This window comes from Pseudacidovorax sp. RU35E (genome assembly GCF_900156165.1).
Taxonomy (GTDB): Bacteria; Pseudomonadota; Gammaproteobacteria; order Burkholderiales; family Burkholderiaceae_C; genus Xenophilus.
The window spans coordinates 1-20,121 of record NZ_FTMY01000010.1 but is presented as its reverse complement, the minus strand read 5'-3'; the positions used below and the strand labels follow the sequence as shown (position 1 = coordinate 20,121).

At 70.8% G+C, this 20,121-nt stretch carries 15 protein-coding genes and 1 pseudogene; 9 read left to right on the top strand and 7 right to left on the bottom strand.

The annotated features are described in order from the left end of the window. Nucleotides 1–114 precede the first annotated feature (114 nt). From BXA03_RS18215 to BXA03_RS18195, 5 genes and pseudogenes are all read right to left on the bottom strand, one after another. Nucleotides 115–1,317: pseudogene (locus tag BXA03_RS18215) on the bottom strand (NAD(P)/FAD-dependent oxidoreductase); the annotation flags it as partial. 38 nt (nt 1,318–1,355) lie between these two features. Then, nucleotides 1,356–2,195, bottom strand: coding sequence for an ABC transporter ATP-binding protein (locus BXA03_RS18210; RefSeq protein ID WP_076510482.1), 840 nt, complete (start codon nt 2,193–2,195; stop codon nt 1,356–1,358). After that, nucleotides 2,192–3,136 (bottom strand): nitrate ABC transporter permease, encoded by a 945-nt coding sequence (ntrB, locus tag BXA03_RS18205; RefSeq protein ID WP_076510480.1) that lies wholly within the window; start codon nt 3,134–3,136, stop codon nt 2,192–2,194. The genes BXA03_RS18210 and ntrB overlap by 4 nt, the downstream gene beginning before the upstream one ends. Nucleotides 3,137–3,170: 34 nt before the next feature. Then, entirely contained in the window at nt 3,171–4,418 is a 1,248-nt protein-coding gene (locus tag BXA03_RS18200) for a CmpA/NrtA family ABC transporter substrate-binding protein (protein WP_076510478.1), read from the bottom strand. Nucleotides 4,419–4,838: 420 nt separating this feature from the next. Next, nucleotides 4,839–6,098 carry a nitrate regulatory protein gene (locus BXA03_RS18195; protein WP_076510764.1) on the bottom strand — a complete coding sequence of 420 codons (1,260 nt, stop codon included), beginning with the start codon at nt 6,096–6,098 and terminating at the stop codon, nt 4,839–4,841. Between the two features lie 167 nt (nt 6,099–6,265). Here BXA03_RS18195 and tsaD point away from each other — a divergent pair, with 167 nt between their 5' ends. Continuing rightward, entirely contained in the window at nt 6,266–7,327 is a 1,062-nt protein-coding gene (gene tsaD, locus BXA03_RS18190; RefSeq protein ID WP_076510476.1) for a tRNA (adenosine(37)-N6)-threonylcarbamoyltransferase complex transferase subunit TsaD, read from the top strand. Here the strand turns inward: tsaD and BXA03_RS18185 are convergent. Continuing rightward, nucleotides 7,266–8,333 carry a LacI family DNA-binding transcriptional regulator gene (locus tag BXA03_RS18185; protein ID WP_076510474.1) on the bottom strand — a complete coding sequence of 356 codons (1,068 nt, stop codon included), beginning with the start codon at nt 8,331–8,333 and terminating at the stop codon, nt 7,266–7,268. The genes tsaD and BXA03_RS18185 overlap by 62 nt on opposite strands. Nucleotides 8,334–8,520: 187 nt before the next feature. Between BXA03_RS18185 and ptsP the strand changes: the two genes are divergently transcribed. The 4 genes from ptsP (at nt 8,521) to BXA03_RS18165 (ending at nt 14,860) form a co-directional block, all read left to right on the top strand. Further along, nucleotides 8,521–11,079, top strand: a complete 2,559-nt coding sequence (gene ptsP, locus BXA03_RS18180; protein ID WP_076510472.1) for a phosphoenolpyruvate--protein phosphotransferase — start codon at nt 8,521–8,523, stop codon at nt 11,077–11,079. Continuing rightward, on the top strand, nt 11,076–12,044 hold the full coding sequence (locus tag BXA03_RS18175) for a 1-phosphofructokinase family hexose kinase (RefSeq protein WP_083716170.1): 969 nt from the start codon (nt 11,076–11,078) through the stop codon (nt 12,042–12,044). The genes ptsP and BXA03_RS18175 overlap by 4 nt, the downstream gene beginning before the upstream one ends. Before the next feature lie 86 nt (nt 12,045–12,130). Further along, the gene (locus BXA03_RS18170) at nt 12,131–13,909 is read left to right on the top strand and encodes a PTS fructose-like transporter subunit IIB (RefSeq protein WP_076510470.1); all 1,779 of its coding nucleotides are present in this window, start codon (nt 12,131–12,133) and stop codon (nt 13,907–13,909) included. A gap of 108 nt (nt 13,910–14,017) precedes the next feature. Next, complete coding sequence (locus BXA03_RS18165; RefSeq protein ID WP_234983735.1) at nt 14,018–14,860, top strand: shikimate 5-dehydrogenase; 843 nt, start codon at nt 14,018–14,020, stop codon at nt 14,858–14,860. Between the two features lie 98 nt (nt 14,861–14,958). Here BXA03_RS18165 and BXA03_RS18160 read toward each other — a convergent pair whose 3' ends face one another. After that, a complete protein-coding gene (locus tag BXA03_RS18160; RefSeq protein ID WP_076510468.1) occupies nt 14,959–15,333 on the bottom strand; it encodes an Hsp20/alpha crystallin family protein in 375 nt (124 codons plus the stop codon). Between the two features lie 126 nt (nt 15,334–15,459). On the opposite strand from BXA03_RS18160, the gene BXA03_RS18155 reads away from it, so the two are divergent. From BXA03_RS18155 to pnp, 4 genes are all read left to right on the top strand, one after another. Then, nucleotides 15,460–16,743, top strand: a complete 1,284-nt coding sequence (locus tag BXA03_RS18155; RefSeq protein ID WP_076510466.1) for a branched-chain amino acid ABC transporter substrate-binding protein — start codon at nt 15,460–15,462, stop codon at nt 16,741–16,743. Between the two features lie 14 nt (nt 16,744–16,757). Then, nucleotides 16,758–17,921, top strand: a complete 1,164-nt coding sequence (locus tag BXA03_RS18150) for a pyridoxal phosphate-dependent aminotransferase (protein ID WP_076510465.1) — start codon at nt 16,758–16,760, stop codon at nt 17,919–17,921. 140 nt (nt 17,922–18,061) lie between these two features. Further along, on the top strand, nt 18,062–18,328 hold the full coding sequence (gene rpsO / locus BXA03_RS18145) for a 30S ribosomal protein S15 (protein WP_017756937.1): 267 nt from the start codon (nt 18,062–18,064) through the stop codon (nt 18,326–18,328). 206 nt (nt 18,329–18,534) lie between these two features. Further along, nucleotides 18,535–20,121: polyribonucleotide nucleotidyltransferase (pnp, locus tag BXA03_RS18140; protein ID WP_076510463.1), on the top strand; the 1,587-nt coding region annotated here is incomplete at its 3' end.

Genomic DNA, 20,121 nt, shown 5'->3' with positions numbered 1-20,121 from the left:
GACAGGGACAGGCTGCGGTGTTCACATTCGCCGCGAAGTGGACCGCCGCAGGCGTGTCCGCAGCCCACGCCGCAGTAAGGGCAGGTGGAGCGCGTTTCCTTAGCCATGGGCGGGCTCCCCGAAGATCAGCTGCTCGCGCAGCCCCGCCACGCTGTGGCCTTCGCGCAGCAGGTCCAGGTACCAGCCGCCGCCCTCGGCATCGCCGTAAAGGCAGGCGCCGACCAGCCGCTCGTCTTTGAGCACCAGCTTGCGGTAGACGCCGCTGTCGGGGTCGCGCAGCAGCAGTTGCTCGGTGCCTTCGCCGCCCATGAAGTCGCCGGCCGACAGCAGTTCCACGCCCGTCACCTTGAGCTTGGCCGAGACGGTGCTGCCCTCGTAGCGGCCGATGCCCATCTGCGCCAGGTGGTTGGCGGCCACGCGGCCCTGCTCGAACAGCGGCGCCACCAGGCCGTAGGCCACGCCGCGGTGCTGGGCGCATTCGCCCACGGCATAGATGCGGCCGTCGGTGACGGTCTGCAGCGTGTCGCTGACCACGATGCCGCGCTCGCAATGCAGGCGCATCTGCTGCGCCAGCGCGATGTGCGGCCGGATGCCGATGGCCATCACCACCAGGTCCGCGGGCAGCTCGCTGCCGTCCGTCAGGCGCACCGCGCGCACGCGGCCCTGGCCGTCGTCCAGCAGCGCCTCGGTCTGCGCGCCCAGGCGGAAGTTCAGGCCTTGTTGTGTTTCCAGCGTCTGGCGCAGCAGCGTGGCGGCCTCGGCGTCGAGCTGGCGCTCCATCAGCCAGTCGTTGCGGTGCACCACCGTCACGGCCATGCCGCGCCGGGCCAGGCCGCTGGCGGCCTCCAGCCCCAGCACGCCGCCGCCGATCACCACGGCATGGCGGTGTGTGCGGGCGGCCTCGATCATGGCCTCGGTGTCGGCGATGTCGCGGTGGGCGAGCACGCCGCGCAAGCCGGCGCCCGGCACCGGCAGCAGCACGGGTTGGGAGCCGGTGGCCAGCAGCAGCCGGTCGTAGGCGGCCTCGGTGCCGTCGTCGGCGCGCACGATGCGGCGGGCGCGGTCCACCTGCGTGACGGTACGGCCCGCATGCAGGGTGATGCCCTGCTCGCGGTACCAGTCCCAGTCGTTCAGCACGATGTCCTGCAGGCTGCGCTCGCCGGCCAGCACCGGCGACAGCAGGATGCGGTTGTAGTGCGGATGCGGCTCGGCGCCGAAGACAGTGATGTCGTAGAGCCCTGGCGCGATGGCCAGCAGCTCCTGCACCGTGCGCATGCCGGCCATGCCGTTGCCGATCACCACCAGTTTCTGCCGCATCCCTGTCTCCTGCGTGCCGTATTCCCGCGGGGCGGCCCTCAGGCGGCCTGCTTCTCCACGTGGCCCTGGCGGGTGTAGAGGAAGTCGATCACCGCCTTGCGGTAGTGCACGTAGTCGCGGTCTTCGGCCAGCTCGACGCGGTTGCGCGGGCGGGGCAGGTCGACCGCCAGCACTTCGCCGATGGTGGCGGCCGGGCCGTTGGTCATCATCACGATCTTGTCGGACAGCAGCACGGCCTCGTCCACGTCGTGCGTGACCATGACCACGGTGCTCTGCGTCTTCTGCACGATGGCCAGCAGCTCGTCCTGCAGCTTGGCGCGGGTCAGGGCGTCGAGGGCGCCGAAGGGCTCGTCCATCAGCAGCACCTTGGGCTCCATGGCCAGGGCGCGGGCGATGCCCACGCGTTGCTTCATGCCGCCGGAGATCTCGCCGGGCCGCTTGTGGGTGGCAGGCGTCAGTCCCACCAGCGCAAGGGCGTCGGTGGTGCGCTGGCGCAGCTGTGCCTTGGACTCGGAGGCGCCGAAGACGCGCTCCACGCCCAGGTAGATGTTCTCGAAGCAGGTCAGCCAGGGCAGGAGCGAATGGTTCTGGAAGACCACCGCGCGCTCGGGGCCGGGGCCGGCGATCTCCTTGTTGGCGCACAGCAGCGCGCCCTGCGTGGGCCGCGTCAGGCCGGCGATCAGGTTCAGCAGCGTGCTCTTGCCGCAGCCGGAGTGGCCGATCAGTGCCACGAACTCGCCCTTGGCGACGGTCAGGTCGATGCCCTGCAGCGCGACGAAGCGGCCCTTGGGCGTCTTGAAGGCCTGCTCGACGCCCTGGATCTGGATGAACCTGGCGTCTGCGGCAGTGGAGGTAGCGGTGGAAACGGCGGTGTTCACGACTTGACCTCTTCGAAGGTGAATGCGGTGGCGAGCTTGACCAGGGCCATCTCCAGCAGCAGGCCCACGATGCCGATCACGAAGATGGCGATGATGATGTTCTTGACGTTGAGGTTGTTCCACTCGTCCCACACCCAGAAGCCGATGCCCACGCCGCCGGTCAGCATCTCTGCGGCCACGATCACAAGCCAGGCGGTGCCCACGGCCAGGCGCACGCCGGTCAGCATGTAGGGCAGCACGGCGGGGAACAGGATGCGGGTGAGGATCTTCCATTCCGACAGGTCCAGCACGCGGGCCACGTTCATGTAGTCCTGCGGCACGCGCTGCACGCCCACCGCGGTGTTGATGACCATCGGCCAGATCGAGCAGATGAAGATGGTCCAGATGGCGGCCGGGTTGGCGCCCTTGAACACCAGCAGGCCGATGGGCAGCCAGGCCAGCGGCGACACCGGGCGCAGCAGGCTGATCAGCGGATTGAACATGCGCGCCAGGAACACCGAGCGGCCGACGGCGAAGCCCGCCGGAATGCCCACCAGCGCCGCCAGGCCGAAGCCCACCGCCACGCGCTGCAGCGAGGCCAGCACGTTCCAGCCCACGCCCTGGTCGTTGGGGCCGTTGCTGTAGAACGGGTCGGCGAAGACCTGCACCGCCTGCTTCCAGGTCTCGGCCGGGCCCGGAAAGCTGCCGCCGCTGCGCGCGGCCACCAGCTCCCACACCAGCAGCAGCAGGCCGAAGCCCAGCAGCGGCGGGACGATGCGCAGCCACAGGCCGCTGAAGTCGCGCGGGGCTCGCGCGGCCTTGGCCGGCTGGGCGGGCGCAGCCGGGGCAACGGGCGCGTCGGGCGCAGACGCCACGGTCAGCGGCTTGGCCGGCACATGCACGGACGGGGACGGGGCCGCGATGTCGGCCTCGCGCGGAAGATGGAAGACGGCGGCAACCATGGTGATGGGCTCCTGGTGGATGGAGGGTGCGGCCTCAGGCGCGGACCTTGAACGAATCGGCGTACTTGGCCGGCTCCTTGCCGTCCCACACCACGCCGTCGATGAGCTTGCTGCTGCGCATCGGGCTGGCGGGCACCGGCGTCTTGGTGGCGGCGGCGGCCTGCTTATAGATGTCGATGCGGTTGATCTCGGTGGCCACCTTCAGGTAGTCCGGGTGCTCCTTGAGCAGGCCCCAGCGCTTGTGCTGGGTGAGGAACCACATGCCGTCCGAGAGGTAGGGGAAGTTCACCGCGCCGTCGTTGTAGAACTTCATGTAGTTCGGGTCGTCCCAGGTCTTGCCCAGGCCATTCTGGTAGCGGCCCAGGATGCGCTGGTTGATGGCGTCCACGCTGGTGTTGACGTAGCTCTTCTCGGCGATGGTCTCGGCCATCTTGTTCTTGTTCGAGAGGCCGCCGTCGATCCACTTGCCCGCCTCCAGGATGGCTGCCGTCACGGCGCGGGCCGTGTTGGGGTACTTCTTGACGAAGTCGGCGGACGTGCCCAGCACCTTCTCGGGATGGTCCTTCCAGATGTCCTGCGTGGTCACGGCTGTGATGCCGATGCCGTCCATGATGGCGCGGTGGCCCCACGGCTCGCCGACGCAGAAGCCGTCCATGTTGCCCACGCGCATGTTGGCCACCATCTGCGGCGGCGGCACCACGATGGACTTGGCGTCCTTCATCGGGTTGATGCCGTTGGCCGCCAGCCAGTAGTACAGCCACATGGCATGGGTGCCGGTGGGGAAGGTCTGGGCGAAGGTGTATTCGCGCTTGTCGGCGGCCATCAGCTTGGCGAGCGAAGCGCCGTCCACCGCACCCTTGTCGGCCAGCTTCTTGGACAGCGTGATGGCCTGGCCGTTGTTGTTGAGGGTCATGAGCACGGCCATGTCCTTCTTGGGGCCGCCGATGCCGAGGTGCACGCCGTAGACCAGGCCGTAGAGCACGTGGGCGAAGTCCAGATCGCCATTGACCAGCTTGTCGCGCACGCCGGCCCAGCTGGCTTCCTTGCTCGGGACGATCTTCACGCCGTACTTCTTGTCGATGCCCAGCACCGAGGCCATCACGACGCTCGCGCAATCGGTCAGCGGGATGAAGCCGATCTTGACCTCCTCCTTCTCGGGCTTGTCAGAGCCCTGGGCCCAGACGCAGGCGCGCAGGGCAGGGTCGATGGTCAGGGCGCTGGCGGCGGCGGCCTGCAGCACGCGGCGGCGGCTCAGCGGGGCGGGGCGGTGGGCGTCGGTCATGGGCAGACTCCGGGGCAAGAGGGGCAGCGAAGGGGGAAAACAAAAAGGCGTCCTCGCCGCGCCGGGCCCATCGCATGCGGTGCATGCCATGGAGCCAGCGGGAGAGGACGCCTTTGTCCTGTGTCCGGCCTGCCGTGCCCGCCTTTGGGCGCCGCCTGCCGGACGACCGTTTCCGGTCTGTGGTCAGGACTACGCAAGCGGTGTGCCAGGATGGGCCGGTGCGCGGTCCAAGGTGGCGTCGTCAGAGGGAGAAGGGCCGGAGAGGGCTTGCCGAGCCCACTGCTGCAGGCGTCCCCGAGGCAACCGCCATGCGCCACGGACGTGCACCGCGGATTGCTGCTGTGCACCAAAAGCAGCTGCGGTGCGGGCGTCAGCGCCGGGTCTGTGTCAACCTGGGGCGCGGCTGGGCAGGGGCCCGGCTCAGCGCGAGGCGCTGCCGCCCAGCGGCAGGAAGTCGGCCATGGCCAGCACCGACTCCGCCACATCCACCAGCCGGCGGTTCTGGTTCATGGCGGTCTGGCGCAGCATTTTGTGCGCCTCTTCCTCGCTGAGCTGGCGGTGGGCCATCAGCAAGCCCTTGGCGCGCTCGACCACCTTGCGCTCGTTGAGCGAGGCGCGCACGGTCTGCAGTTCGTCGTTCATGGCCTGGAGGCGGCGCGACTGCTCCTGCACCATCTGCAGCACCGAGCGCTCGAGGTTGCGGCCGTAGCCGGCGGCGGGGGCTTCGGCGGTCTCGGCCGCGGCGTCGGCGAAGAAGTCGCCGGGCGTCACGGCCTCGGCCTGCAGCGCCTCGTAGCGCTGGAGCTCGGCGCGGGCCTGCCCGATCTTGTGGCCGCACAGCGCGCGCAGTTCGCACGCCAGGCCGTCCTCGATGGCCTGCATGGCGTCGATGCGGCGCGTGCAGCCCTCGAACCACAGCGGGCTGAGGTTGGCGTCCAGCACCGTGCCGGCCGGCGAGGTGCAGCCGATGCGGCGCAGGCGTTCCAGCTCGGCCAACTGGGCCGGCGCCTGGCTGGCCTGCCACTGGGTGCGCAGCGTCTCGTCGCTGAACTCGCAGAACAGGCCGAAGCAGCGCTCCTGCGATTCGATCAGGTGCAGCCACTGCTGGCGCTGGGCGTCGTCGTTGCCGCCGCGCAGGAAGGCGGCGGCGCCGAAGGCGCGCTCCTGGCCGGCGAACTCCTTGCCCTGCATGAAATTGAACATGGCGACCAGCCAGCGCGAGATGTCCGGGTCGGTGGCGCCGTCGGCCGCCTCGAACACCACCGCCAGCAGGCCGGCGATCAGCTTCACGAAGGCGGCGGTGGCCAGGTCGGGCCCCACGGCCAGGCCTTCGATGCGCGCGCGCAGGCCGGGCAGGGCGTCCAGCCCCTGCAGCACATAGGCGACGCGGGGAAAGAGCCGCGCGCCGCCGGCCAGCCGCCGCGGGTCGTCCACCAGCGGATCGAGGGCGGCGCGGACCTGCTGTTCCCGGGCCAGGCAGTCGGCCACCTGCGCGGCGCGCTCGGCGGCGAAGCGCTGGCCGCCCGAGCCCAGGAAGACATTGGTGATGCCGCGCTCGCGCTGCAGCGCATGCACCAGCCGGCCCAGCGTGCCCACCAGCTCGCTGGTGCGGGCGAGCTGGTCGAGCTCGTCGATCTCGCAACGGCGGGCGGCGATCAGGAAGCCAAGGCTGGTCGTCATGGGTGAGGCGGCAATGAAGCAGAAAAACGCGGGGGGCGAGAGCATGCCGCAAATTCCATGCCCCTCGGCGGGCGACCCTGCCGACGGCCGGCCTTGCGCGCCGGGCCGGCGCAGGGGCATGGGGTTGCCGCCCGGTCCTGCGCAGAAGCGCCGCCTACACTGCCGCGATGCGCATCCTGGGCATCGAATCCTCCTGCGACGAAACGGGCGTGGCCCTCGTCGAGACCCTGGCCGACGGCGGCGTGCCGCGCCTGGCGGCCCACGCCCTGCACAGCCAGATCGCCATGCACCAGGCCTACGGCGGCGTGGTGCCCGAGCTGGCCAGCCGCGACCACATCCGCCGCGTGCTGCCCCTCACCGAGGCTGTGCTGACCGAAGCCGGGTGGACGCGGGCCGACATCGACGTCGTCGCTTTCACCCGCGGCCCCGGCCTGGCCGGCGCGCTGCTGGTGGGCGCGGGCGTGGCCTGCGCCCTGGGCGCGGCGCTGGGCCGGCCGGTGCTGGGCGTGCACCACCTCGAGGGGCACCTGCTCTCGCCCTTCCTCAGTGCCGACCCGCCGCAGTTCCCCTTCGTGGCCCTGCTGGTGTCCGGCGGCCACACGCAGCTGATGCGGGTGGAAGGCGTCGGGCGCTACGAGCTGCTGGGCGAGACCATCGACGACGCCGCCGGCGAGGCCTTCGACAAGAGCGCCAAGCTGATGGGCCTGCCCTATCCCGGCGGGCCCTGGCTGTCGAAGCTGGCCGAGGGCGGCGATGCCCAGACCTTCAAGCTGCCGCGTCCGCTGCTGCACAGCGGCGACCTGGACTTTTCCTTCGCCGGCCTCAAGACGGCGGTGCTCACGCAGACGAAGAAGCTCGGCACCGAACTGGAAGCGCGCAAGGCCGACCTGGCCGCATCGACCCAGGCGGCCATCGTCGAGGTGCTGGTGCGCAAGTCGCTCGCGGCGCTGGAGCGTACCGGCCTCAAGCGCCTGGTGGTGGCCGGCGGCGTGGGCGCCAACCGGCTGCTGCGCGAGCAACTGGATGCCGCCTGCGCCAAGCGCAAGGTACGCGTTCACTACCCGGAACTGGCGCTGTGCACCGACAACGGCGCCATGATCGCCCTGGCGGCGGCCATGCGCATCCAGTCCGGCCTGTCGCAGCCGGAGGCGCGCTACGCCTTCGACGTCAAGCCGCGCTGGCCGCTGGATGCGCTGGCCGAGGCGGCGCAACCGTCGCCGACGGCCTGAGCACGCTCGAGCCGCGCACCAGCAGTTCGCCTTCGAGCACGATGCGCCGCGGCGGCCGGCCGGGTTCGGCCATGCGCTGCAGCAGCAGTTCGGCCGCGGTGCGGCCGATGTCGGCGGTGGGCTGGGCCATCACGGTGACGGCGGGCTCGGGCAGAGTGGTCCAGTCGTTGTTGTCGAAGCCGGCGATGGCCACGTCCTCCGGCATGGCCAGGCCGGCCTCGCGCACCGCCTTCCAGGCCCCTAACAAAAGAAGACCGTTGGTGGCCAGCAAGGCGTCCGGGCGCTCGGCCTGGGCCAGCAGCGTGGCGGCGGCCGCCTGGCCTTCGGCCGCGAGGGGACGCAGGGCCACCACCTGCGGGGCCAGGCCTGCCTCGCGCATGGCGGCCTCATAGCCGGCCTGGCGCTCGCGGCCGGTGCTGCTGCGCGAGCCGGCCAGCAGCGCGATGCGTCGGCAGCCCTGGGCGATCAGGTGCTCGGTCAGGCGGCGGGCGGCGGGGGCGTTGTCCAGCAGCACCAGATCGCTGGGCGTGCTGCCTTCGGGCGCCCGGTCGACCATCACCACCGGAAAGGGGTGCTGCCCGGCGCGGAATCGCCGCGTCAGCTCCAACGTGGGCGAGAGGATCACGCCGCTGGCCTGCTCGTCGGCCATCAGCTCCAGGTACGACTGTTCCTTGGCCGGGTCTTCGTCGCTGTTGCACAGGATCAGGCGCAGGCCGTGGCGGTAGGCGATGTCCTCCACCGCCCGGCTGATCTCGGTGAAGAAGGGGTTGCGGATGTCCGAGACGATCAGCCCGATCAGCGAGGCCCGCTGCTGCCGCAGACGCCGTGCGGCCAGGTTGGGCCGGTAGCCCAGTTCGTCGATGGCCTGCTGCACCCGCTGGCGCAGGTCGGGCCGCACCGCCTCGGGATGGCTCAGGACCCGCGAGACAGTGGTGGTGGAGGCACCGGCGCGCTCGGCGACATCCTTGATGCTGGCGCTCTGGCGGTGGGAAAGTGGCTGTGTCATGTCAAATGACTGGAATCGTTACCAGGATTCTGCATTCTGAGTCGGAAACTGCCGCCCAGATTTCAAGACCTCAATCTCAGTGTTTACCCTGATTTTTGAGGCAAATCAGCGGGTTTCGATGGACAGCCAAGCACCCACTTCGATAATTCCGCCATTGGTATCGATTCCAAAATTTACAGGAGACGGTATGGATCTACCCGTGCAAGTCCAACTCGCCGCCGCGGTCGCCGACCGTGAGGCCGCCATTCGCGCCGCCGGCACCCTGCTGGTCCAGGCCGGCTTCTGCGACCCCGCCTATGCCGACAGCCTGCTGCGGCGCGAGCAGGTCGCCACCACCTACATGGGCCGCGGCCTGGCCGTGCCTCATGGCATGGTGGAAGACAAGGGCCTGGTGCGCCGCACCGGCCTGGCCGTGGTGCAGATTCCGGGCGGCGTCGCCTGGGACGCGCCCGACCACCGCGTGCAGCTCGTGGTGGCGGTGGCCGCCGCCTCCGACCAGCACATCGCCGTGCTGCGTCGCCTGACCCGGCTGATGGCCGATGGCCAGCGCCTCGAAGGCCTGGCCGCCACCGGCAATGCCGACGACATCGTGGCCGCCCTGACCCGCGACGGCGCCGCGCCCGTCGCCACCGCCGTGCCCGAAGACCTGCCGATGGCCCAGGACGTGGTGCTCGACTACCCGAACGGCCTGCATGCCCGGCCCGCCACGCAGTGGGCGCAGGTGGCTTCGCGCTTCCTGGCCGAGCTGCGCGTGCGCCATGGCGACACCGTGGCCGATGCGCGCAGCATGCCCGCGCTGCTGGGCCTGGGCGCAGGCCGCGGCGCGCGCCTGCGCATTTCGGCCGCCGGCCCGGATGCCGCGCAGGCGCTGGCCGCCCTCAAGGACGTGATCGTGCGCCTGGCGCAGGACGAAAAACGCCAGGCCGAGCAGGCCGCCGCCCGCGAGAAGCAGGCCCACGGCCTGGGCCGCGAACTGGCCGGCTGGCAGCCCGAGGCGCGCCAGCACATCGGCGGCATCGCGGCCAGCCCTGGCCTCGTGATCGGCACGCTGGTGATGGCCGACGCCCCCGCGCTGGAGGTGGCCGACCAGCCCGGCCAGGGCGTGGCCGCCGCCGCTGCGGCGCTCGACGCGGCCCTGGCCGCCGCCGAGGCCGAACTGATCGACCTGGCCGAAGGCGCCCGCCGCAAGAACGCCGCCGAGCAGGCCGGCATCTTCGAGGCGCATCGCCAGATCCTGGCCCACGCCGACCTGCTGCGCGACGCCACCCGCCTGGTGGTGCAGGGCCACGGCGCCGCCTGGTCCTGGCGCCATGCGCTGGCCGGCCATGTGGCGGCGCAGCGCGCCGTGGCCGACCCGGTGCTGGCCGCCCGCGCCGCCGACCTGCAGGACGTGGGCGACCGCGTGCTGCGCGCCCTGGTGGGCGAGGCCGGCGCCGCCGGGCAGGACCCGTCGCGCTGGCCGGCCGACAGCCTGCTGCTGGCCGACGACCTGTCGCCCTCCGTCACGGCGCAGATCGACGTGCAGCGCGTCAAGGGCTTCTGCACCGCCCGCGGCGGCCCGACCGCCCACACGGCCATCCTGGCGCGCGCCCTGGGCCTGCCGGCCGTGGTGGCCGCCGGCCCGGCCGTGCTGGCCGCCCGCAGCGGCGAGCGCGCCATCCTCGACGGTTACCGCGGCCAGCTGCACATCGGCCCCAGCGACGAGGCCCTGGCCGAGGTCCAGGCCATGATCGACCGCCTGGCCCGCCGACAGGCCGAGGAGGCCCGCAGCCGCCTGCAGCCCGTGACCACGTTGGACGGCCACGGCCTGGAGATCGCCGCCAATATCAACAAGCCCGAGCAGGTGGCCAAGGCGCTGGACCATGGCGCCGAAAGCGTCGGCCTGATGCGCACCGAATTCCTCTTCCTGGAGCGCGACCACGTGCCCGACGAGGAAGAGCAGTACGCCGTCTACCGCGACATGGTGCGCGCCCTGGGCGGCCGGCCGCTGATCGTGCGCACGCTGGACATCGGCGGCGACAAGCAGGTGCCGCACCTGGATTTGCCGGTGGAAGAGAACCCCTTCCTGGGCCTGCGTGGCGCTCGCCTGTGCCTGGCCCGCGACGACCTGATGCTGCCGCAGCTGCGCGCCCTGGTGCGCGCCGCGCAGGACGGGCCGCTGTCGCTGATGTTCCCCATGATCAGCACGCTCGACGAAGTGCGCCGCCTGCGCGAGCGCTTGGCCGAGGTGCAGCAGTCGCTGGGCCTGGCGCCCGAGCAGGGCGGCCGGCGCATCCCGGTGGGCATCATGATCGAGGTGCCTTCCGCCGCCATGATGGCCGACCGGCTGGCGGCGCATGTGGACTTCTTCTCCATCGGCACCAACGACCTGACGCAGTACGCGCTGGCGGTGGACCGCCAGCATCCGCAGCTGGCCACCATGGCCGACAGCCTGCATCCGGCCGTGCTGCGGCTGATCGCCCAGACGGTGGAAGGCGCCCGCCGCCACGGTCGCTGGGTGGGCGTGTGCGGCGGCCTGGCCGGCGAGCCGCTGGGCGCGGCCCTGCTGGCCGGCCTGGGCGTGCAGGAACTGAGCATGAGCGTGGGCGACATCGCCGGCGTCAAGGCCCTGCTGCGCCGCCACAGCCTGGCCGAGTTGCAGGCCCTGGCCCGCGCGGCGCTGGACATGGACGACGGCGACGCCGTGCGCGCCCTGGCCGCCCAGCTGCGCGACACCGCGCCGGCCGGCGACGAGGTGGCGGCATGACGCCCACCGCGATGCAGCTGATCACGGTCACGCCCAACCCGGCGATCGACCACACCGTCTCGCTCGACCGGCTGGAGCCCGGCGCCGTGCACCGCGCCCGGGCCGAGCAGTTCGAGGCCGGCGGCAAGGGCATCGGCGTCGCGGCCGTCGCCGCCGCGCTGGGCCTGCGCACGGCGGCATCGGGCTGGCTGGGCGACCAGAACCCGCAGCGCTTCGAGCGCGCCTTCGCCGAGCGCGGCATCGCCGACGCCATGGTGCGTGTGCCGGGCCGCACCCGCACCAACATCAAGCTGGCCGACGCCGCGCGCGGCGACAGCACCGACATCAACCTGGCCGGCATCGCCTTCGACACCGACGCCACCGCGCAGGCCGAGGCCGCGCTGCTGGCGCGCCTGGCGCCGCTGGTGGGCGAGGGCACCTGGTGCACCCTGGCCGGAAGCCTGCCGCCCGGCGTGGGCGTCGACAGCCTCGTGCGCCTGGCCGAGGCACTGCGCGCCCGCGGCGCCCGCCTGATGGTGGACACCGGCGGCAAGGTGCTGGGCGAGCTGCTCGACCGGCTGCCGGCCGCGCCCGACTTCCTCAAACCCAACCGCGCCGAGCTGGAAGAGCTGGTCGGCCAGCCGCTGCCTGCGGCGGCCGACGTGGCGCGCGCCGCGCTGGCGCTGCGCGCGCGCGGCGTGGGGCTGGTGGTCGTCTCGCTGGGCGGCGACGGCGCCGTCATCGCGGGCGAGGGCGGCTGCTGGCTGGCCCTGCCGCCGCGCGTGCCGGTGGCCACCACCGTCGGTGCTGGCGATGCGCTGGTGGCCGGCACGCTGGCGGCGCTGGTCGACGGCCAGGCCTTCCCCGAGGCCGGCGTCTTCGGCATGGCCTGCGCCGCCGCCCGCATCCAGCGCATCGCGCCCGGCCTGCCGCCGCGCGCCGAGATCGAGGCCCTGGCCGCGCGCATCGCGCTGCAGCCGGTCTGACCGGCGCCAAAGCCCGCTCGCACCTCATTCCAGATTCCGTTTTCCCTTCTGTCACTCACCCCACCAAGACCCCGCCAGGAGACACCATGGCCTCACTCATCGCCATTGCCGCCAGCCAGGCCGGCCCCGCCCACAGCTTCATGCTGGGCGAGGTGCTGGCCGACGCCGCCCGCCAGCTCGGGCACGACCTGAAGCTGCAGGTGCATAGCTCGCTCGGCACCCAGGGCAAGCTCTCGCCCGCCGAACTCGCCCAGGCCTCGGCTGTCATCGTGGCGGCCGACGCCGGTGCCGCCGTGGACCGCAGCGCGCTGCCCGCCGGCCGCGTGCTGGACGTGGCGCCCGACGCCGTGTTCCGCGATGCCGGCGCCGTGCTGCGCCAGGCGCTGGCCCTGGCCGGCGCGCCGGCTTCGGCGCCTGTTGCCGCGGCGCCCATGACAGCCGTAGCAGCCGCAGCGGCAAGGCCGCTGAAGATCGTCGCCATCACCTCCTGCCCCACCGGCGTGGCCCACACCTTCATGGCCGCCGAGGCGCTGGAGCAGGGCGCCAAGGCGCTGGGTCATCAGATCCAGGTGGAGACGCAGGGCTCGGTCGGCGCGCAGAACACGCTGGGCGCCCAGGCCATCGCCGAGGCCGACCTGGTGCTGATCGCCGCCGACACCCAGGTGGACCGCAGCCGCTTCGCCGGCAAGCGCCTGCATTCCTCGGGCACCAAGGCCGCCATCCACGATGCGCAGGGCCTGATCGCCAAGGCGCAGGCCGAGGCGGCCGTCTGGGGCGGGGAGGGCGCAGCTGCAGCTTCCGGTTCCGCGGCCGGTGCCAAGCCAGCGGGCAAGGTGGCGGCCACCGGTCCCTACAAGCACCTGATGACCGGCGTCTCCTTCATGCTGCCCTTCGTGGTGGCGGGCGGCCTGCTGATCGCGCTGGCCTTCGCGCTGGGCGGCATCTATGTCTACGACGACGCGCACAAGGGCACGCTGGGCTGGACGCTGTTCCAGATCGGCGCCAAGGGCGGCTTCGCGCTGATGGTGCCGGCGCTGGCCGGCTACATCGCCTTCTCCATCGCCGACCGGCCCGGCATCGCGCCCGGCATGATCGGCGGCCTGCTGGCGGGCACGGTGGGCGCGGGCTTCCTGGGCGGCATCGCGGCCGGCTTCATCGCCGGCTATTCGGTCAATGCGCTCAACCGCTGGATCCGCCTGCCGCGCGGACTGGAGGGCCTCAAGCCGGTGCTGCTGCTGCCGCTGCTGGGCGCTGCCATCACGGGCGTGGCCATGATGCTGGTCATCGGCCAGCCGGTGGCGGCCATCATGGCGGCGCTGACCGACTGGCTCAAGGGCATGCAGACCAGCAGCGCCGTGCTGCTGGGCATCACTCTGGGCGCCATGATGGCGGCCGACATGGGCGGGCCGATCAACAAGGCGGCCTATGTGTTCTCCACCACGCTGATCGCCTCGGGCGTGGCCACGCCGATGGCCGCCGCCATGGCCGCCGGCATGGTGCCGCCGTTGGGCATCGCGCTGGCCTGCCGCCTGTTCGCCAGCCGCTTCACGCCCGACGAGCGCGAGGCCAGCAAGGCCGCCGCGGTGCTGGGCCTGGCCTTCATCACCGAGGGCGCGATTCCCTACGTGGCGCGCGATCCGCTGCGCGTGATCCCGGCCTGCGTGCTGGGCTCGGCAACTGCCGGTGCGCTGTCGATGATGTGGGGCATCGCCCTGCAGGCGCCGCACGGCGGCGTGTTCGTGCTGGCCATTCCCAATGCGGTCAACCATGTCGTCCTGTACGCGCTGGCCATCCTGATCGGCAGCGTGGTGACGGCGCTGGCGCTGGGCGCGTTCAAGAAGAAGGTGGTGGTGGCAGCGGCCTGATCGCGCGCGCCGCTTTCCTCCGCCAGCGGCGGGCCTGTGCATGCGCGGGCCCGCCGCCTTTTTTTGGCGCGTTAAGCTGCGCCGCCTGATTTCCAAGGAGAGCCATCCATGAGTGCTGCGAAGGACATGCGCCTGACCCTCAGCCGCGACACCCGACTGTGCATGTCGCTGTCGGGCCGGCCGAGCAATTTCGGCACCCGGCTGCACAACCACCTCTACCAGGCCCTCGGCCTGGACTATGTGTACAAGGCCTTCAGCACCACCGATCTGCCCGCCGCCATCGGCGGCGTGCGCGCGCTGGGCGTGCGGGGCTGCGCGGTTTCCATGCCCTTCAAGGAGGCCTGCATCCCGCTGCTCGACGAGCTGACGCCCTCGGCCGCGCGGCTGCAGTCGGTCAACACCATCGTCAACACGGACGGGCGGCTGGTGGCCTACAACACCGACTACATCGCGGTCGCGGCACTGCTGAAGTCGCATGGCGTGCCAGCGGGCACGCCCTTCGTGCTGCGTGGCAGCGGAGGCATGGGTCGGGCGGTGGCCGCGGCCCTGGTCGACCATGGCCTGGGCCCCGGCACACTGGTGGCGCGCAATGCCGACAGCGGCCGGGCGGTGGCCAATCTGCATGGGCTGCAGTGGCTGGCCGAGTTGCCGGAGAAGGCGCCCGGTGCGGTGCTGGTCAACGTCACGCCGCTGGGCATGGCCGGTGCGCCGGAGTCCGAGGCGCAGGCCTTTCCCGATGCACTGATCGCCGAGGCGGCCTGGGTGTTCGACGTCGTGGCCCTGCCCTCCGAGACACCGCTGGTGCGCGCTGCGCGCCGGCTGGGCCGGCCCGTGATCACGGGCGAGGAGGTGATGGTGTTGCAGGCGGTGGAGCAGTTCGCGCTCTACACGGGCGTGCGGCCGGATGCGGCGCGGGTGGCCGAGGCCGCCGCCTTCGCGCGGGCCGGCTGAGCGACACGCATGCAGCGCCTGCGCTGACCACGAAGAAGCGGCCTCCGAGGAGGCCGTTCTTCATGGGGCGCGCTGAGCGCCCCCGTCCAACGCAAGACTCAGGCGATGCTCAGCTGCGTGACCTTGCTCACCGGCGCGAGGCGGGCCAGCTTCAGGGTCAGCACGCCGTTCTCCAGCTTGGCTTCGCTGGCGCCAGCGTCGATCTCCTGCGGGAGTTCGTAGGCGGCCTTGTACTGGCGCTTGGCTTCGGCGCGGGTCTCGATGCGCACCACCTGGCCCTCGATGCCCACGCCCAGGTCTTCACGGGCGATGCCGGGCACGTCCAGGCTCAGGGTCCAGCCCTGCTCGGTGCTTTCGACCTGCACGCCGCGGGCGGTCGGGAAGAAGGCGTCGTTGACGAAGCGCTCGAAGCCGCGGTCGAAGCTGCGGGGCGAGGCGAGGGCGGCGGAACGGATGGCGGGTGCGAACAGCATGTGTTTCTCCAGTCTGAAAGAGGGTCGATCCAGAGGCGCACGATGCGCCCCTTACACTGCGCGGCCTTTCAGTCGTGAGTGCCGCTTGAGGCCTATCTAGGCACCCTCCCAGCGGCTTTCAAGAGCATGTCCCAGACCTTTATTTCTCGCCGTCGCGTCTTGAAAAGCGGCGCGGCGGCGCTATGTGCATCCACCCTCGGCGGCGTGGCCCGCGCGCAGGGTGGGGCGCCCATCCGCCTTGCGCTGGTCGAGAGCCTGAGCGGCCCCTTCGCCAACACGGGCGAGGCCGTGTTCCGCAACCTGCTTTGGGCCGTGGAGCGCGTCAACGCGCGCGGTGGCGTTCCGCTGCCAGGCGGTGCGCGTTTGCTGCAGCTGGACCGCTACGACAGCAAGGGGCAGACCGAAGAGGCGCTGTCCGCTTTGCGCTCCGCCATCGACAACGGCGCGCAGGCGGTACTGCAGGGCAACTCCTCGGCCACCGCTGCGGCCATCCTGGATGCGGTGGACAAGCACAACGAGCGCGCCCCGCGCCGGCGCCTGCTCTTCCTCAACTACTCGGCGGTGGACCCGATCCTCACCAACGAGCGCTGCAGCTTCTGGCACTTCCGCTTCGATGCCCATGCCGACATGCGCGTGGCGGCGCTGATGGCCGTGTTCAAGGAAGACCGCGGCGTGGGCAGCGCCTACCTGATCGGGCAGGACTACAGCTTCGGCCAGGCCGTGCTGCGTGAAAGCCGCCGACGCATCGCCGAGCTGCGGCCGGACGTGCGCATCGTGGGCGAGGAGCTGCACCCCATGGGCAAGGTCAAGGATTTCGCGCCCTATGCCGTGAAGATCAAGGCCAGTGGCGCTCAGGCCGTGTTCACCGGCAACTGGGGCAACGACCTGACGCTGCTGGTCAAGGCGGCGCGCGAGGTCGGTTTCGAGGGCAAGTTCTACACCTTCTACGGCAACGCCCTGGGCGCGCCGGCCGCCCTGGGCGAGGCCGGCGTGGGCAAGGTGATCGCGGTGGCCGACTGGCTGCCGAACGTGCCGACGCCGGAGTCGGCGGCCTTCTACAAGAGCTTCCGCGCGCGCTTCCCGAACCCGGCGGACGACTATGTGCACATGCGCATGCAGCTGATGATCGAGGCGCTGGCGCAGTCCATCGCCCAGGCCGGCAGCACCGAGGCGGCCGCCGTCGCCACCAAGCTGGAGAGCGCTAAGGTGTCGCTCGCCGGCCGCAGCGGGCGCATGCGTGCGGCGGACCACCAGTTCCAGCAGCCGCTGGTCGTGGGCCTGATGGACCGCCAGGGCACCCCGGGCGTGAGCTTCGACGTCGAAGGCTCGGGCTACGGCTTCCGCGTCATCAAGGACATCGCGCCTGAAGTGGCCGAGCTCCCCACCACCTGCCGCATGCAGCGGCCTTGATCCCGAGGACACCCATGCGCCAAGCCATCGACAACCTCGAAGCCTCCAAGATCCGCGAAGTCGCCAACGCCGGCATGGGCCGCAGCGACGTGCTGGCCTTCTGGTTCGGCGAGAGCGACGAAGTCACGCCCGAGCCGGTGCGCCGGGCCGCCATCGACTCCATCGAACGCGGCGAGACCTTCTATGCCCACAACCTGGGCCTGCCCGAGCTGCGCGAGGCCATCGCCCGCTATGCCTCGCGGCTGCATCCGGCCGTGGGCATGGAGCGCATCGCGGTCACTTCCGGCGGCGTCAGTGCGCTCATGATCGCCGTGCAGGCGCTGGTGGACCCGGGCGACGAGGTGGTGGCGGTGACGCCGGTCTGGCCCAACCTGACGGCGCAACCGGCCATCCTGGGCGCCACGGTGCGCTGCCTGCCGCTCGCGCCGGTGGACGGCACCTGGACTCTGGACCTGGACGCGCTGCGCGCCGCGGTGACGCCCGCCACCCGCTTGCTGATCCTGAACGCGCCCAACAACCCCACCGGCTGGACGCTGACCCGCGCCGAACAGCAGGCCATCCTGGACCACTGCCGTGCGACCGGCACCTGGATCCTGGCCGACGAGGTGTATGAGCGCCTCTACTACGCCGGCGACACCGCCAACGGCTGCGCGCCCAGCTTCCTGGACATCGCCACCGCCGACGACCGGCTGTTGGTGGCGCACAGCTTCTCGAAGAGCTTCCTGATGACCGGCTGGCGCCTGGGTTGGCTGGTGGTGCCGCCGACGCTGCTGGACGCGGTGGGCAAGCTGATCGAGTTCAACACCTCCTGCGCCAGCGTGTTCAGCCAGCGCGCCGGCATCGCTGCCCTGGCGCACGAGGCGGAGATCACGCCGCGGGTGGTGGCGCACCTGCAGTCCTGCCGCGACACGCTGGTGCCGCTGCTGCAGGGCCTGCCGGGTCTGAAGGTGTCGGCCGCCAAGGGCGGCATGTACGCATTCTTCCAGGTCGAGGGCGCGGCCGATTCGCTGGCGCTGGCCAAGCGGCTGGTGACCGAAGCCGGCCTGGGCCTGGCCCCCGGCAATGCCTTCGCGCCCGAGGCCCAGGGCTGGCTGCGCTGGTGCTTCGCCTCGCGCGACACGGGCCGACTGGTGCAGGGCGTGGAGCGGCTTTCGGGCTGGCTGACCAGAAACTGCTAGAATTTCAAGGCTTTGCGCGTTGCAAAGCTCCACGGCATCCCCGGTTCCAGGGAGTGTCGCAAGTCAACAACCCCGTGCCCACGGCTCTGCGTTTCAACCCCGCAGGCCGCACCCGGTCGGGAATCACAGGACACATCATCATGATTTCTTTCGAAAAGAAGGCCGAGGTCGTCAAGGCCAATGCCCGTGCTGCCAACGACACCGGCAGTCCCGAAGTGCAGGTCGCCCTGCTGACGGCTCGCATCAACGAGCTGACCCCCCACTTCAAGCAGCATGCCAAGGACCACCACGGTCGCCGCGGCCTGCTGCGCATGGTGAGCCGCCGCCGCAAGCTGCTGGACTACCTGAAGTCCAAGGACGCCGAGCGCTACACCGCCCTGATCGCCAAGCTGGGCCTGCGCAAGTAAGCCGCTTCGCATCGCACGAACGCCTGAGTTAGCCCGCTAGCTCAGGCGTTTTTAACTTCGGAGACCGCAGAACGGATCGAAGCTGTGTCATTCCAACAGGCCCCTTGCGCAAGGGCCCCGCTGGAATGGCATCGTGTTCCGCACCTGCACTCCGCCACCCGCGGGCCGGCCTCGACGCCAGCACCGCATCACCCAAGGAGCAGAGCATGAGCCTCTTCAACAAAGTCACCAAGAGCTTCCAGTGGGGCGACAAGACCGTCGTCATGGAAACCGGCGAGATCGCCCGCCAGGCCACCGGCGCCGTGCTGGTGGACATCGACGGCACCGTGGTGCTTGCCACCGTCGTCGCCTCCAAGTCGGCCAAGCCCGGCCAGGACTTCTTCCCGCTGACCGTCGACTACATCGAGAAGACCTACGCCGCGGGCAAGATCCCCGGCAGCTTCTTCAAGCGCGAAGCCAAGCCCAGCGAACTCGAGACGCTGACCAGCCGCCTGATCGACCGCCCGATCCGCCCGCTGTTCCCCGAAGGCTTCCTGAACGAAGTGCACGTGGTCATCCACACGCTGTCGCTCAACCCCGAAGTCGACGCCGACATCGCCGCCATGATCGCCGTGAGCGCCGCCCTGTCGGTCTCGGGCATTCCGTTCAGCGGCCCCATCGGCGCCGCGCGCGTGGGCTACATCAACGGCCAGTATGTGCTGAACCCGGGCAAGACCGCCCGTGCCGACTCGCAGATGGACCTGGTGGTCGCCGGCACCGAAGCCGCCGTGCTGATGGTCGAATCCGAAGCGCTGCAACTGTCCGAAGAGATCATGCTGGGCGCCGTGGTCTTCGGCCACGAGCAGGGCAAGATCGCCATCGAGGCCATCCACCAGCTGACCCGCGAAGCCGGCAAGCCGTTGTGGACCGAGAACGGCACCTGGGCCCCCGAAGCCAAGGACGACGCCTTCGAATCCAAGATCAAGGGCCTGGCCGAAGAGAAGCTGCGCGCCGTCTACCAGATCCGCAGCAAGCAGGCCCGCACGCAGGCCCTGCGTGAAGCCAATGCCAGCGTCTTCGAAGCGCTGAAGGCCGATGGCGCCGAATTCGATGCCGGCAAGGTCAGCGACCTGCTGTTCGCGATCGAAGCCAACATCGTGCGCAGCCAGATCCTGCAGGGCGAGCCCCGCATCGACGGCCGCGACACGCGCACCGTGCGCCCCATCGAGATCCGCAACAGCGTGCTGCCCCGTACGCACGGCTCGGCCCTGTTCACCCGCGGCGAGACGCAGGCGCTGGTCGTGACCACCCTGGGCACCGAGCGCGACGCGCAGCGCATCGACGCGCTGGCCGGCGAGTTCGAGGACCGCTTCCTGTTCCACTACAACATGCCTCCTTTCGCCACCGGCGAAGTGGGCCGCATGGGCTCCACCAAGCGTCGCGAAGTGGGCCACGGCCGTCTGGCCAAGCGCGCCCTGGTGGCCGTGCTGCCGCAGAAGGACGAGTTCCCCTACACCATCCGCGTGGTCAGCGAGATCACCGAATCCAACGGCTCCTCGTCGATGGCCTCGGTGTGCGGCGGCTGCCTGTCGATGATGGACGCCGGCGTGCCGCTGAAGGCGCACGTGGCCGGCATCGCCATGGGCCTGATCAAGGACGGCAACAAGTTCGCCGTGCTGACCGACATCCTGGGCGATGAAGATCATCTGGGCGACATGGACTTCAAGGTGGCCGGCACGACCAACGGCATCACGGCCCTGCAGATGGACATCAAGATCCAGGGCATCACCAAGGAAATCATGCAGGTCGCCCTG